This window comes from Desulfitobacterium hafniense DCB-2 (genome assembly GCF_000021925.1).
GTDB lineage: Bacteria > Bacillota > Desulfitobacteriia > Desulfitobacteriales > Desulfitobacteriaceae > Desulfitobacterium > Desulfitobacterium hafniense.
In genome coordinates, this window is the sequence record NC_011830.1 from 1,121,289 (window position 1) to 1,135,946 (window position 14,658).

Genomic DNA, 14,658 nt, shown 5'->3' on the forward strand with positions numbered 1-14,658 from the left:
TTATGAACATGGTAAGAAGAACTGAAATTCCTCAGTTTGGTCTGTTATCCGGAGTGAAAGTCGTGCACAATACCGTTTCGATTGCCGGCCCTTTTGCGGCGGAGCTCTATGCCGAATATGGGGCGGATGTCATTTGGATCGAAAATGCCAAGGTTCCCTGTATGAGCCGTGTAGCCACCGGCAACGCCTGGCAGCAGGACCGCCGCAATCAGCGGAATCTTTCTATTGATATATCCCTCCCTGAAGGAAAAGAGATATTTCTGAAGTTGATGGAAGATACGGATGTTTTTATTTCAGCAGCCAGGGGCGGGCAGTACGAGAAACTGGGCCTGGGAGATGAAGTGCTCTGGGAGCGAAATCCCCGCCTGGTGATTGTAAAGATTTCCGGTTTTGGGCAAACCGGGCTGCCGGACTATATGAACCGGCCCAGTTATGATCCCATCGCTCAGGCCTTTGGCGGCTATATGACTATGAATGGATTTCCAGGGATGCCTTCCATGCCCACCAATCCTTTAACTGCCGATTATATGAGCGCTTTGTTCGCTTTCGGAACTTCCGTAGCGGCAGTTATGAAAAGCAGGGAAACAAGCCGGGGGGAAAGCATTGATTTGGCTCAATATGAAGTCCTGATGCGCACCCAATCCCGCTATCCCATGGATTTTCTGGAACAGGGGATTCCTTTTGTCAAAGAGGGCAGCCATAGTGCTTACTTTGCCGGCTATGGGACCTATAGCTGTCAGGATGAAAAAGAAGTCTATATGCTTTATTTAGGTGCGGGAGTGCTGAAAAAAGGTCTGCCTTTTATAGGCATCGAGTTCGGTACGGAAAAAATTCCCCCCGGCACCAATCTGCTCTACCTTTCTTCCCCTGAGGGACAGCTTTTAGAGGAGAGGATTAAAGCTTTCTGTCAGTCCCATACAGCGGAAGAGGTCGAGAAAGCCTTCTTAGCCCATGGGGTGCCTTGTTCCAGAATTATGGATTACAACGATTGCCTTAAGGACCCCCAGTATGTGGCCCGGGAAGTGTTTACCGAATGGAAGAAAGTCAATGGGGAGTCTGTAAAAGGAGTCAACATTTTCCCCAAATTCAAGAACTACCCGGCACAGATCTGGAGGGGAGCCCCCAATATCGGCATGGATAACGAAGACATTCTCACAGAACTGGGATTAACTGAAGAACATATTAAGGAGTTATACGGGAAAAAGATCTTAACCCAAAGGGATTATTTAAATAATATCTAGGAGATTATTGATGCCAGACTTTCATGTTGCTTGGCGGCATCACTGATGGATTGAAAAGTATCTGCGGAGAGATACCGGTGACGAAAGTCAGATGCAAAGGGGTGTAAGCAATGTCGGAGGATAAATTCGATGCAATAGTCGTCGGAGGCGGGATCGCCGGAACAGTAGCCGCTTATTTGCTGGCTAAGGAGGGCTTGGAAGTCATCCTTGTGGAACGGGGCAATTATGCAGGGAGCAAGAATATGACAGGCGGGCGGATCTATAGCCATAGCCTGGGGAAGATCATGCCGGATTTTGCCCGGGAAGCCCCTGTCGAACGCCGAATTACCAGAGAAAAGATCAGCTTAATGACCGATGAAAGCAATGTCACTTTGGATTTTTATTCTTCTAAGCTGGGTGTGCAGGGCAGTGATTCTTATTCCATTTTGAGAGGGGTCTTCGATCAGTGGCTGGCTGAAAAGGCTGAGGAGGCCGGTGTACAGATTATACCGGGGATCCGGGTCGATGACCTAATTATTCGGGAAGGAAAAGTCTGCGGTGTGGTGGCAGGAGAGGATGAGCTGGAAGCCAATATCACAATTCTCGCCGATGGTGTCAATTCGCTCCTGGCTCAGAAATTGGGATTTAGGGGAGAGTTGGCAGCCCACCATGTGGCCGTGGGAGCGAAAGAAATCATCGAATTGCCACCCCAGGTTATTGAAGACCGTTTTAACTGCAACGGCAATGAAGGAACGGCCTGGCTATTTGCCGGGTATCCCTCGGATGGGCGTGTAGGGGGCGGATTCCTGTATACCAATAAATCGAGCATTTCCCTGGGAGTAGTCACGACCTTAAGTGATGTGATCAAAGGAAGCAAAACCGTACCTCAGATGTTGGAGGATTTTAAACAGCATCCGGCTGTCCAGCCGCTTATTAAGGATGGCAAGATGATTGAATACTCCGGTCATCTTGTACCTGAAGCCGGATTAGCCATGATCCCCAAGATTGTAGGCAATGGAGTTTTGGTCGTCGGCGATGCCGCCGGATTCTGCATCAATTTAGGCTATATGGTACGGGGGATGGACTTTGCGGTGGCATCGGCCGAATGTGCGGCTAAAGCAGTACTTAAAGCCAAAGAAGCGCAGGATTTCAGCGAGGGATACCTTCATTGCTACCAGGGGTTATTGGAGCAGAGCTTCGTTATGCAGGATTTAAAACGATATAAAGATTTCCCCCACTTCCTGGAGGAAACCCCGAGAATTTTCAATGAGTATCCTAAAATGGCAGCTGATCTTCTGGCAGACATGTTTGTGGTCAAGGGAGAACCGGCCCAGCCCTTAAGAAAAACCATCATGCAGCATGTGAACAAGATAGGATTGCTGAACATTATCAAAGACGGCTGGAAGGGGGTGCGTTCACTATGAGTCAGGTCAATGTCGATCAGAAGCTTGGGGTCAATAAGTTCCATGTGGATGAAGAAAACGCCCATATTGTCATGAAAGAGGGGAATATCGATCGGGCGGAATATCAAAAATTGGTTCTGGCCTGTCCGGCAGGGTTATATAAAATTAATGACAGCGGCGACATTCAATTTGACTACGCCGGGTGTCTGGAGTGCGGCACCTGCCGGGTGCTTTGCGGTAAAACCCTTTTGGATAAATGGGAATTTCCTCTGGGAACCTTAGGTGTGGAGTTTAGATACGGGTGAATTTCTATTGAATTGAGAAGGCAATAAAAGAGAGGCTTAACCGCACAATGGGTTTCAAGCCTCTTTTTGCTTCAGCTTCTTACTTCTAAACACGTCGGTAGAAAGCTGGCGTAGTAGGCAGTGTCTATCTGCTTTGCTCTTGCATATAAGCTCGTCTGGGCGGGCATAATGATTTTCGAATCGCGTAGACCGAGGAAAGCCGGAATTTTAATTCCGAGAACCTACATATATGAAAATGAGGTGAGTCAGATTGAAGGATAACAAGCCCAATAAAAAGCGTGAGCAATTAGAGCCGTTTATTCACGAATCAGAAGGAAAGAAAATGACATCGAATGAAGGAATCACGATTTCTGATGATGAAAACACATTGACGGCCGGCGAGCGCGGGCCAACACTTATTGAAGATTTTCTTTCCCGGGAAAAACTAGCCCACTTTGATCGTGAACGTATTCCTGAACGTGTCGTCCATGCCAGAGGATATGGGGCACATGGAGAGTTCCAGCCCTATGAATCCTTAGCAGATTTAACGATGGCTGATTTTTTGCAGGACCCCAATAAAAAAACACCCTTGTTTGTCCGCTTCTCACAAGTCGTTGGCTCCAAAGGCTGTAATGAGACCAACCGGGATGTCCGGGGTTTTTCCATTAAGTTTTATACCGATGAGGGCAATTTCGATTTGATTGCTATTAACATGCCGGTGTTCTTTATTCAGGATGCGATTAAGTTCCCTGACTTAATCCATGCGGTGAAACCAGAGCCGGACAATGAATATCCACAAGGTCAGACAGACCACAACACCTTCTGGGACTTTATGGCGAACAACAAAGAAACTGCCCATATGTCTTTATGGATTGCCTCGAATCGCGCCTTTCCCAAAAGCTTTAGAACCATGGAGGGATTTGGGGTACATACCTTCCGTTTAGTGAATAAGGATGGAAAATCCCACTTTGTTAAATTTCATATCAAGCCCTTGCTGGGCGTCCATTCATTAATCTGGGATGAAGCCCAGCGTCTTGGTTCAGATGCTGACTTTCACCGCAGAGACTTATGGGAAAATATAGAGATTGGCAACTATCCGGAGTATGAGATGGCTATTCAGGTCATTAAAGAGGAAGATGAGTTTGCCTATGATTTTGATCTGTTAGATCCGACGAAATTGTGGCCGGAAGAAGAGATTCCTTTACGCAGAATCGGCAAGATAATCCTTAACCGCAATGTGGAAAATGCTTTTGCTGAAACCGAACAAAGCGCCTTTCACCCTGGGAATATTGTGAGAGGGATTGACTTTTCCAATGATCCGCTCCTGCAAGGGAGATTGTTCTCCTATACCGATGCCCAGCAGGCACGGCTTGGTCCCAATCATCAACAACTGCCGATCAATCGTCCGGTCTGTCCATTTGCCAATAATCAGCGTGACGGTGCTTCGAGGCTGGTTATTGATCGCGGAAAAGTTGCTTATCATCGCAATGGGCTTGCGAATAATAGCCCGTATACGGTACCAGGCACCCAAGGCGGGTTTGTCACGTATCCATCCACCGTAGAAGGACATAAGGTAAGATCAACAGCTCCTTCCTTTAAGGATCATTACTCTCAGGCAAAAATGTTCTGGAATAGTATGAGTGAGGTTGAAAAGCGTCAGATTATCGGCGCTTACTGCTTTGAACTTGGCAAATGCGGACCCTTTGTCCGGCAGGAATGGGTTGATGTGCTCGCTCATATCAGCACGGAACTGGCCAAGAGTGTTTCCAAGGAATTAGGCACAACTGTGCCGGCGGATGTCGAGGAATCTCCTGTGACAAAGTCCTCTCCGGCGCTTAGCCTGCATAATACGATTTTTGTGCCGGATACCTTGCGCGTCGCGGTGTTCCTCGCTCAAGGCTTCGATGGCCCCGGTGTAAGCAAAGTGTTGGAAACTTTGGCGGAGGCCAAATTAAGAGTGGTCATTGTCCACGATACCTTGGGGAAGGTCAGTGGAACCGAGGGAGTAACCTATGAAGTCCATGACAGCTTTTTAACGGGTTCCCCCCTTGTCTATGACGGGATACTTATCGTGGGAAGCGGCAATATCACCCCCTATTTTACGTATACAGCACAGAAATTCACAACGGATATCTACAATCACTTCAAACCGATCGGCATCATTCAAAAGGGTGATGCTGTACTGGAACCGCTGGGCTTATTGGCTGATGAGGGGATCGTAACGGATTCAGGTCCGGACTTTGCAGGCAGATTTATCAAGGCCATGGCCAAGCAGAGATTCTGGAACCGTCCGAGTTTTCTTTATCCTGCTATGGTTTAATGCAAATGAGACCGTTCCCGGTATTCCACCGGGGAACGGTCGTTTCTTTCGGACAGATGCTGATAGAGGACATGGCAATGTGATAACGGTAACGCTAAAACACCGGAGGAGTATTACTCCAGAATGGATTCGATAAAAAGGGTCCGTTCCTCGACGAGATTGTATTCTTTCGCTTGGACACGGGAGAGGGTTTGATCGGCTACTAAAACCCTGATGATGGGGCGCATAGGCAGGCTCTTATTTTGCTCGACGACAATACCTGTTTCTCCGGTACTCAGTTTTACGGTACAGCCTGTGGGATACGCGGCAATATGCTTAAGAAAAGTAATCACGAGATCCTTAGGGAAAAACTTCTCAGCACTGCCCATAAGAATTTCGCAGGCCTCATAAGGCGGAATGCGGGTATGTCCTGGACCGTCATTCACTAAATTATCATAGAAATTAGCAATGCCGACAATCTGAGCCCACTGGTGAATGGCATCTCCCTCGAGCTTACGAGGATAGCCGTTGCCATTGAGACGCTCATGGTGCTGGAAGGCAATATGGGCACTCAACAAATTCAGCTCCCGTTTTGTCCGGAGGATATCGAAACCGTGATTGGTGTGAGTTTGGTAAAGAGCCGCTTCCTTGGGAGTAAAGGGTTCTCGCTTGCTTAGGAGCTTCTTGGGCAATTTCACAGTGCCAATATCATGGAACAAGGCACCGATGGCCAGCCCTTCAAGATTTTCCCGATCCAGGCCCAGGGCCTTACCCAGTACGATGGAAAGAACGCAAACATTGACGGAATGGGCAAAAATCTGATTATCGTAAGTTCTCATATCTGTTAACCCGATGAAGATATCCTTTTGGAAAAGGATATCCTGAATAATATTGTCAATGTTCCTTTTGACATTAAAACCGTCAAAGTCTTTTCCCACTTTCACAGCCTGCACAGCATTATCCAGGGACGCCATGGCCTCCCGCCGGTGCTCTTCAGAGATAATATCCTCTACGATGATATCCTTGCTTACCTCATCGTCAATATAGAGAATGTTGATGCCAAGGGTTTTTAAACGGTCTATATAGGACTTGGTCAGAGCCATCCCTTTCCCCAGGAGTACACGGCCATCATTGGCATAGATTGTTCGCCCTAGAATATCCCCTTCCTTAAGCCTGTTTATGCTTAACTGACGCATTGAACGTTCTTCCTTTCAAAATCATCTTAATAAAAATTATAAAAACAGTATAAAATTAAAGTCGCCATGTGAACTGGCGACAAAGGTGTTTAAAGCTTAAGGCTTCGGTAGCTTGGCGATCATCAGGAGTGTATCCAGGAAGACCCATAGCTTTGCGTCCCTGGCTTTCGCCAGGTTTGCTATTGTCGAATCACTAAAGTACAGGCTATGCTATTTTAAGTATCGAAATATTTAAGGCTTTATCATCCATTCTATTATAAGGGCTAAGTTTTAGCTTCACAACATCTTCTCCCCTAACAGTTGGAGAATTTTTAAGAGGGTAGAGTAGAGCGTATGTCTATGAATCACAGGATAGTTGTGTTAGAATAATCAGAATAGTTAATTTTTTAAATATTGAGGTGAAAAGAATGATTCGGGAAGTCTACCCCCAGATTTACTTAAATGAAATACCCTTGCCAAAAAATCCACTGAAGGCATTAAATAGCTATATTATCCCCTCTCAAGGCCGTTCCTTGATTTTGGATACAGGGTTTAATAGGGAAGAGTGTAGGAATGCTCTGATGGAAGGAATCAGAGCGTCAGGCATCGACCTGAAACGGACAGATTTGGTGCTGACCCATATGCATGTGGACCATTCCGGGCTGGCTGACTATTTGTGGAAACAAGGGTGTAAGGTCTATATCGGAAAGAAAGACGGTATTCTGCTCAATAATTTCAGAACCTCTCCTGAACAGGTGCTGGGGCATTTGAGTGAGGGTCTTAATTTGAACCAGGGAATCGGCATGAAAGAGATTGAGGCCTTCGACATAGCCCCTAAGGAACCCTTTGCATACACCCCATTGCAAGAAGGGGATTGCTTAGAAGTGGGTCCCTATCGGTTCGAAGTGATCGATATTCCAGGCCATAGCCCCGGACATATCGGTTTATACGAAAGAAAGCATAAGCTGTTTTTGGGCGGGGATCATGTCCTGAATGAAATTACCCCGAATATTACTTTTTGGCATTACAAAATCGATAGCCTGGGAAATTTCATGGAGAGCCTGAACAAAATTCGCCGGTTTGACATTGACTGGGTGTTTCCGTCTCATCGCAGTCTTATTCAAGACCATCGGCAACGGATTGATGAATTGATCATTCATCATCAGGAACGACTTGAGGAAATCACCGGGATTCTGCGTGATGGCCAAAAATCAGTCATAGAGACAGCGGCAAGAATGCATTGGGATTTGAGCTATAAGAGCTGGAATGATTTTCCCCTTACCCAGAAGTGGTTTGCCTCAGGTGAAGCTATGGCTCATCTGGAGCATCTGGTGTACAAAGGGGAGGCTCAGCGGGTGAACTCCGAGGGGAAGCATTATTATGAATTGGTTAATCCATGACTTCTTTCAGTGATAAAGTCAGCCCGCCGGGTCCCCAAAAGGAAGCGGCGGGCTGCTTGTTGTGCCTGGGCTATGTAATTGGGCAAAGAACGGCTACTCTTCAATCAGAACCTTAATGACATCTTTTCTGGTGATGATTCCGACCATTTTGCCGTTTTCCATGATGGGTAACCGTTTCACATTGTGATTAATCATGAGAGAGGCAGCTTCCTCAATAGCAGCGTCTTTTTCGAGAGTTATAACCTCATGAGTCATTATTTCCGAGGCTTTGAGGGCAACCAATTTCTTTAGATCAGATTCATATTGTTTGACACCTCGGTAATAGATCAGAGCACCCAGGAATCCTACCGCTTCAGGAACCCGGGGATGAGTCTCCTTATGCAGCAGATCCCCTTCGCTGACAATACCGATTAAATTGCCGAAAAGGTCGATGACCGGGACTCCGGAAATATGATGGTCACACAGCAGCTTAGCGATTTCCCTAATTTCCGTATTCGGCGAAATTGTAATAACATTGGTCTGCATAATATCCTGAACCTTCATTGCCAATACCCCCTTGTGATTACCTTGGAACATATTTTGTCTGAATTTAGTACTAGTATACCATGATTTTGACAAGAAGAAATGAGGCGATTTGGAAACAAGGAAATAACTCTCCTTCATTTTTCAGAGAAGTTGAAAGATTACCGCAAAAGAATAAAAGTGCAAAAAGGTAAAGTTGTCCGTTAGGTCGTATAATAGAATAGAAGATGACCTAAGCAAGGGTGGAAAGATTTTTGCAGGGGGGAGAATGACATGAGCGGCCATTTAGCTAGCACTACAGAAACTCAGGTCATCAAAATTATAGGAACCGATAAAGAAGTGGTCAAAGAACTGGTTGCCATCGAAAAGGCCCTCACAGTCTTTATTAATGGTAAAGAATTTGCGACCATGGTTTGTACGCCCACTCAAGAGAAGGAATTGGTCATAGGCTTTCTCGGTTCAGAAGGGATCATCGAAGATCCTGATCAGATAAAGAAGATTACCTTGGATAAAAGGGAAGGACTTGTGTGGGTGGAAACGTCAGTGGAACAAACCCTTAGTGAAGACCTTTTTCTGAAACGTTATCTCACTTCTTGCTGTGGCAAAGGGAAAAGTGCTTTTTATTTTGCTAATGATGCCCGATTGGCTCAGAAAGTAGAGAGCCGGCACACCATTACCGCCCAGGAAGTCAGCCACTATATCAATTTGTTGGAAGACAATTCGGAACTGTTTCATCTTACCGGAGGAGTTCATGGGGGGGCTTTAGCTTCCCAAGGTTCCTTGGATTATTGTGCCGTGGATATCGGCAGGCACAATGTCCTGGATAAATTGTATGGACATGCTTTTCTCAATGGAACGGATATTTCCCAAAAAGTAATTGTCTTTAGTGGCCGGATTTCTTCGGAGATCCTGATCAAGGCAGCCAAGATGGGCTGCCCTATCCTCATTGGGGTATCAGCCCCTACCGATCTGGCCCTTAAGCTTGCGGAGGAACTGGGAGTCACTGTGCTCGGATTTGTCCGGGAAAACCGCATGAATATCTACACTCACTCTGAGCGGATTAAAGGCTGTTAATCCTTGGCACATGTTTAGAAGGCTCTAAAAGCTTCGTAATGCTTTTAGAGCCTTCATATTTCTATAAAATACTGAGAACTAAAAATGGAATCCTTCCGGCGGGGTGGCTATTACGATAAGTTTCAGTGGCACATCGGGTTTTTTATTATCCCAGTGCATAATCGAGGCATCGAAATATAAAGAATCCCCAGCCTTTAGCTGATAGTCCTCTTTACTTATGTTAAGCGAAGTTTCGCCTTCCAGAACATAGATTAATTCCACACCTTGGTGGGAATAGACGTTTTTATCCACAGCCGTTGAGTCCACAACAAAGGCACCCATAAGATTGGTTTTAGAATGATCAATCAGTAAGCGCCAATTTCTGCCTTCAGCAGGAATGTACTGCTGTTCATCTTTCTTAAGATAACTATAAATAATTTCTGTATCCGGATCCAAGAAGAAGGACTCCAGAGGGACACTGAGCGCTTGGGCAATTCTTTTAAGAGTGGCCAGGGAAGGGCTGACGATGTTCCTCTCAATCAAGCTGATATAGCCGTTGCTCAAATCCAATTGATCCGCCAATTGGGTGGTTGTAAGGTTGCGCCTTTTTCGTATGGCGCGTATGAATTCACCGACCTCAATCAAGAATTACCGCCCCCTTAGAAAATTTCAGGTGGAGTTGTGGCCACGAAAAGTTTAAGTTTTGACTTGGATTTGCGGCTTATCCAGTGAGGAACATTGCCATTAAAGAAGAGGGAATCTCCTTCAGTAAGGTAAAATTCCTTTTGAGCTACATTGAAGTGCATTTCTCCTTCTAAGACATAGATTAATTTAGTTCCGTGGTGAATAATAATCTCTTCTGAGAGATCGGCAACTTCAGCGATATAGGCACCGAGCTGATTCCTTTGACCGACATTATTGATTAAAAAGCGAAGAGTCATTCCTGGATTAATTTGAATGGTTCTCTGAGCTTCCGCAGGAATATGAGTTGAGGTGAATTGGGGGTTTACGAAAAAGGAAGAGATGGGGTATCCTAAAGCAGAGGCTATTTTTTCTAAGGTGATCAGGGAGGGGCTAGCCAGGTTCCTTTCAATTTGACTTAAATGACTTATCGTTAGTTCTGTCTTCTCAGCAACATCTTTTAGACTTAGTTTTTGGTTTTTGCGCATAAAACGGATTGCCGAACCTAAATCAGCCAAAAAGATTCCTCCCCCAACATATAATTTTGTTAGGGACATTATAACTGATTTTGAGAAATTATTGTAGTAGACAAGTAGTAGAATTGAAGAAAGATAAAGAATATTCACAAAAAGTTCAAAAATATCAACGGTATCCAATTAGGAGGATTATGAAGTACACCAATATCAGAGAAGGACAATTTCTTTCTCGTCCCAATCGGTTCATTGCTAAGGTGGAAATCGACGGTAAAGAGGAAATCTGTCATGTTAAAAATACAGGCCGCTGCAGGGAATTATTAATACCGGGAGTGACGGTTTTCCTTCAAGAAGCGGATTTTGAGCATCGGAAAACAAAATACGACCTGATCGGAGTTCGCAAAGGGAATAGGCTGATTAACATGGACAGTCAGGTGCCGAACAAGGTGTTTCGTGAATGGTTGGAGAAAGGGTATTTTCAGGAGCTTCAGCATATTAAGCAGGAGCAGACCTTTCGAAATTCGCGCTTTGATTTTTATCTGGAGGCAGGACAGAGAAAAATCTTTGTTGAAGTGAAAGGGGTAACCTTAGAGGAAGAGGGAGTTGCGCTCTTTCCCGATGCCCCCACAGAACGGGGGGTTAAGCACCTGCGCGAGTTGAGCCAGGCTGTGGCTGCAGGGTATGAAGCCTATGTGGTGTTCATCATTCAAATGAAAGATATTCACTATTTCACCCCCAACATCAAGACCCACCAAGCCTTTGGGGATTCATTGATTCAGGCTGAAAAGCAGGGAGTAAAAATTCTCGCTCTGGACTGCGAGGTCACGGAAGATTCTATAGAGGCTGGGGATTTTGTGACGGTCAAATTAGTTGAGGGTTAAAGCGAAAAGTCAATACTAAATGCGGGAGCTTAATAGATAGTCAAAAATAGTACAGCCAGCAGATCGATTAAAGATTTGCTGGCTGTACTATTTTATTTCCTATGTTTTTCAACAGCTTTAATCACGTTCTCCGCCACGTATTCACAATCAGCGGAGGTCAGGATGGAATAGAGGGGTAGGGTGATTTCATTGGCATACTGGGCATAGGTATTGGGGTAATCCTGAATATCATAGCCCAACTCTTTGTAATAAGTAAACATGGGGATGGGAATATAGTGAACATTGGTGGCTATGCCCATTTCGGCCAGCTCTTGAATCACCCGATCCCGTTGCTCCTCGGTGAACCCTTGGATTCGCAAAGGATAGAGATGATAGGAGCTTTCCATGATATCATTTTCCAATAAGGGTAAGAGTGCCCACTCTTTTTCCGAGAGGATGGAATGATAGATGTGGGAGAGCTTCTTTCGCTGGCCGAGAATTTTATCATAGCGATCCAGTTGAACCAGGCCAATGGCAGCCCCAATATCGGTCATATTGCACTTCAATCCGTCAGTTAAGATATCGTAACGCCATGCTCCCGCTTTCATCTTGGATAGGGCATCCTTGGTTTGTCCATTCAAGGAACTGTACTTGAAGACCTGGGCTAAGTTTTCCCGATCACCGTTAAAGGTAATGGCTCCCCCTTCGGCGGTGGTCAAGTTCTTAACAGCATGGAAGGAGAAGACATGGAAATCAAATTGCGTTCCTACGGGAGCTCCCTTGTAGGCAGCGCCAATGGAGTGGGCGGAATCGGATATCAGCAGAATATCCTCCCGATTCTTTTCCCTTAGGATATTTCTGACCACGTCATAATCCATGGGAACACCGCCGATATCCACGGTGAGGATGACCTTGGTCTTATCAGAGATGGCATCGTATAGCTTTTCCTCATCCATAAAGAAGCTGTCTTTTTTCAGATCGATAAAGGTAGGTTTAATGCCGCGATGGAGGGCGGCATTGGCCGTAGCCACATAAGTATAGGGAGTTGTTAAAATTTCGGCCTCGCCCGAAATATTGAGTACTTTAAGTATAAGATCCAGCCCCTGAGAATTGCTGGCAAGGGCAACAGCATGATCTGCCTGGCAATACTCCTGGAGCTTCTCTTCCAGTAAATGAACCTTCGGGCCGCTGGTGATCCAGCCGGATTTGAGGACCTCCACGACAGCGTTGATTTCCAGGTCGGTTATATCAGGTGGTGAAAAAGGAATCATTCGATTATTCATTGTGTATCAACCTCCAAGACTTACTATACCACACAATTTTCCTGCGGCAAGCACCCTTGATATTTTTTATTTAGAGAGCAACAGTGCTATTCTAAGAGAAAAAGTATTATTATATAGATAAAGTTTATACTTTTAAAGGCTAGTATTCTGTAACGCTTAAAACTCGCATTGCCCGGCGGGTCGTATGGCGATTGACGACAACGCAGTCATACGGAAATTTAACCGCCGGAAATGTGAAGAATTAGGTGTTACAGAGTACTAAGCAATGAACCCGAAAAGGTGGTAGAAGAGCGTATGATTTACTTTGATAATGCGGCAACAACTTGGCCCAAACCGGAATGCGTTTATGAGGCAGTGGATCAATGCTTGCGCAACAAAGGAGCGAATCCCAGCCGCTCCGGTCATTTTATGGCCTTGCTTGCCGGGCAGATTGTCCTCAATGCCCGAGTGCAAATCGCCGAGTTTTTTAATATCTCTGACCCCTTGCAAGTGGTGTTTACTCCCAATGCCACCGAAGCTCTTAATATAGGCCTGAAAGGGCTATTAAAACCGGGAGACCATGTGCTTACCAGCTCTCTTGAACATAATGCTGTAACCCGCCCCCTGGAAAAGCTGCGCAGCCAGGGTGTAGAGGTAACCAAGCTGCCGACATCTGTGCAGGAGGGATTGTATCCTGAGCAGGTGGCAGCAGCTATTCAGAACAATACCAAGCTCATCGTCCTCAGCCATGCTTCCAATGTGATGGGGTTAATTCAGCCTATTGGTGAGATCGGCAGAATTGCCGGGGAAAAGGGTGTCCTTTTTATGGTGGATTCTGCCCAGACTGCAGGTTCCATGCCCATCGATGTTCAGGCTATGGGCATCGACCTTTTGGTATTTGCCGGGCATAAAGGGTTATTGGGGCCTCAAGGGACAGGCGGCTTGTATCTTCGTGAAGATTTGCGTCTCGATACCCTGAAGGAAGGAGGAACCGGAGCGAATTCAGAGGAACCCTTCCAGCCGGAAGAGAGCCCGGAGCGCTATGAGAGCGGAACCCTCAATACACCGGGAATTGCAGGTCTGGGAGCAGGTATAGAATTCATCAAGCAGGAAGGAATAGAGAAGATACGGGAAAAGGAAAGAACCCTCACCCGCCAGTTGATGCTGGGCTTAAGCGCAATACCCGGCGTTATTCTTTATGGCCCTGACCCTTCTGTAGAAAGGGCGCCTGTCGTGTCTATTAACCTGGAGGGAAGGGAACCTTCGGAAGTTTCCTATCTCTTGGATAAGCTTTATGGAATCGCGTCAAGACCGGGCTTGCATTGTGCCCCCGATGCCCACAAAACCCTTGGTACCTTCCAACAAGGAACAGTTCGTTTAAGCTTAGGGTACTTTAATACCAGCCAAGAGGTGGAGGAGTGTCTGGATGCGGTTGCCGGACTCAGTTCCCCGAACAAGAAATAAAAGTTTTGTCAATATATTCTAAATAGAATTTATAGATAGTGTAGAAAATAATATGAATTTTTGCTAAAATAATGTCATGCGAAGCTATCGGAGAGGCGGAAGATAATAGATTTTTGAAATCCGAATTCGCTAAGGGGGAAAATTTTTGAATGAATCAGATGGACAAGCGGTCTGACAGTTAGTTGGCTTGAGAGGTGCTAAGTCCTTCTCAAAGCTTGGACAGCCACCCTGATTGACTCAAAAAGGTGCCCCAGGTAAGCAAAATAGAGGAGGTAGAAAAAGATGCAATCCAATGAAACGACGACTACTCAAGCAAACCCCATTGATTTATCCGATGTTAAAGCAGCGCTTCTGATGGCGGTTGACCTCGGATACGAAGTCATTAAAGAAGTCGCCCAAAAGCCCATCGAAACCGGTGAGGATGTTGCTAAAAAGGCCTGTGAAGAAGGGAAAAAAGTTGTCGAAAAAGGGGTAGGAGCAGCAAAGGAACATCCGTTAGCAACCCTTCTGATTGCCTTTGGATTGGGTTTCCTCGTCGTAAAATTGCTGAAGAGGAAATAGT

At 45.8% G+C, this 14,658-nt stretch carries 14 protein-coding genes and 1 riboswitch; of the genes, 9 read left to right on the forward strand and 5 right to left on the reverse strand.

Features of this window, described 5'->3' with window-relative positions; genetic code table 11:
* Nucleotides 1-2 precede the first annotated feature (2 nt).
* From caiB to DHAF_RS05155, 4 genes are all read left to right on the forward strand, one after another.
* Nucleotides 3-1,241, forward strand: coding sequence for an L-carnitine CoA-transferase (gene caiB / locus DHAF_RS05140; protein WP_193345588.1), 1,239 nt, complete (start codon nucleotides 3-5; stop codon nucleotides 1,239-1,241).
* A gap of 110 nt (nucleotides 1,242-1,351) precedes the next feature.
* The gene (locus DHAF_RS05145) at nucleotides 1,352-2,644 is read left to right on the forward strand and encodes an FAD-dependent oxidoreductase (RefSeq protein ID WP_015943158.1); all 1,293 of its coding nucleotides are present in this window, start codon (nucleotides 1,352-1,354) and stop codon (nucleotides 2,642-2,644) included.
* Nucleotides 2,641-2,928 (forward strand): ferredoxin family protein, encoded by a 288-nt coding sequence (locus tag DHAF_RS05150; protein ID WP_011461741.1) that lies wholly within the window; start codon nucleotides 2,641-2,643, stop codon nucleotides 2,926-2,928. The genes DHAF_RS05145 and DHAF_RS05150 overlap by 4 nt, the downstream gene beginning before the upstream one ends.
* A gap of 250 nt (nucleotides 2,929-3,178) precedes the next feature.
* Nucleotides 3,179-5,227 carry a catalase gene (locus DHAF_RS05155; protein WP_015943159.1) on the forward strand — a complete coding sequence of 683 codons (2,049 nt, stop codon included), beginning with the start codon at nucleotides 3,179-3,181 and terminating at the stop codon, nucleotides 5,225-5,227.
* 113 nt (nucleotides 5,228-5,340) lie between these two features.
* Here DHAF_RS05155 and DHAF_RS05160 read toward each other — a convergent pair whose 3' ends face one another.
* A complete protein-coding gene (locus DHAF_RS05160; RefSeq protein WP_011461739.1) occupies nucleotides 5,341-6,402 on the reverse strand; it encodes an HD-GYP domain-containing protein in 1,062 nt (353 codons plus the stop codon).
* A 103-nt stretch (nucleotides 6,403-6,505) separates the two neighbouring features.
* Nucleotides 6,506-6,593, reverse strand: a riboswitch (cyclic di-GMP riboswitch).
* 216 nt (nucleotides 6,594-6,809) lie between these two features.
* On the opposite strand from DHAF_RS05160, the gene DHAF_RS05165 reads away from it, so the two are divergent.
* A complete protein-coding gene (locus tag DHAF_RS05165) occupies nucleotides 6,810-7,781 on the forward strand; it encodes an MBL fold metallo-hydrolase (protein ID WP_005813482.1) in 972 nt (323 codons plus the stop codon).
* 93 nt (nucleotides 7,782-7,874) lie between these two features.
* Here the strand turns inward: DHAF_RS05165 and DHAF_RS05170 are convergent, their stop codons facing one another.
* The gene (locus DHAF_RS05170; RefSeq protein ID WP_015943160.1) at nucleotides 7,875-8,324 is read right to left on the reverse strand and encodes a CBS domain-containing protein; all 450 of its coding nucleotides are present in this window, start codon (nucleotides 8,322-8,324) and stop codon (nucleotides 7,875-7,877) included.
* A gap of 252 nt (nucleotides 8,325-8,576) precedes the next feature.
* On the opposite strand from DHAF_RS05170, the gene fdhD reads away from it, so the two are divergent.
* Nucleotides 8,577-9,377 (forward strand): formate dehydrogenase accessory sulfurtransferase FdhD, encoded by an 801-nt coding sequence (gene fdhD / locus DHAF_RS05175; protein WP_005813485.1) that lies wholly within the window; start codon nucleotides 8,577-8,579, stop codon nucleotides 9,375-9,377.
* A 78-nt stretch (nucleotides 9,378-9,455) separates the two neighbouring features.
* On the opposite strand, the gene DHAF_RS05180 is transcribed toward fdhD, so the two are convergent.
* Nucleotides 9,456-10,001: a helix-turn-helix domain-containing protein gene (locus DHAF_RS05180; RefSeq protein WP_005813487.1), complete on the reverse strand. Its 546-nt coding sequence runs from the start codon at nucleotides 9,999-10,001 to the stop codon at nucleotides 9,456-9,458.
* A 14-nt stretch (nucleotides 10,002-10,015) separates the two neighbouring features.
* Nucleotides 10,016-10,555 (reverse strand): helix-turn-helix domain-containing protein, encoded by a 540-nt coding sequence (locus tag DHAF_RS05185; protein WP_015943161.1) that lies wholly within the window; start codon nucleotides 10,553-10,555, stop codon nucleotides 10,016-10,018.
* Between the two features lie 149 nt (nucleotides 10,556-10,704).
* Between DHAF_RS05185 and sfsA the strand changes: the two genes are divergently transcribed.
* Complete coding sequence (sfsA, locus tag DHAF_RS05190; RefSeq protein ID WP_015943162.1) at nucleotides 10,705-11,391, forward strand: DNA/RNA nuclease SfsA; 687 nt, start codon at nucleotides 10,705-10,707, stop codon at nucleotides 11,389-11,391.
* Between the two features lie 92 nt (nucleotides 11,392-11,483).
* On the opposite strand, the gene DHAF_RS05195 is transcribed toward sfsA, so the two are convergent.
* The gene (locus tag DHAF_RS05195) at nucleotides 11,484-12,653 is read right to left on the reverse strand and encodes a DegT/DnrJ/EryC1/StrS family aminotransferase (protein WP_015943163.1); all 1,170 of its coding nucleotides are present in this window, start codon (nucleotides 12,651-12,653) and stop codon (nucleotides 11,484-11,486) included.
* 294 nt (nucleotides 12,654-12,947) lie between these two features.
* On the opposite strand from DHAF_RS05195, the gene DHAF_RS05200 reads away from it, so the two are divergent.
* The gene (locus DHAF_RS05200) at nucleotides 12,948-14,096 is read left to right on the forward strand and encodes an aminotransferase class V-fold PLP-dependent enzyme (RefSeq protein WP_015943164.1); all 1,149 of its coding nucleotides are present in this window, start codon (nucleotides 12,948-12,950) and stop codon (nucleotides 14,094-14,096) included.
* A 282-nt stretch (nucleotides 14,097-14,378) separates the two neighbouring features.
* Nucleotides 14,379-14,657 carry a hypothetical protein gene (locus tag DHAF_RS05205; protein ID WP_005813508.1) on the forward strand — a complete coding sequence of 93 codons (279 nt, stop codon included), beginning with the start codon at nucleotides 14,379-14,381 and terminating at the stop codon, nucleotides 14,655-14,657.
* The last annotated feature ends 1 nt before the right edge of the window (nucleotide 14,658 follow it).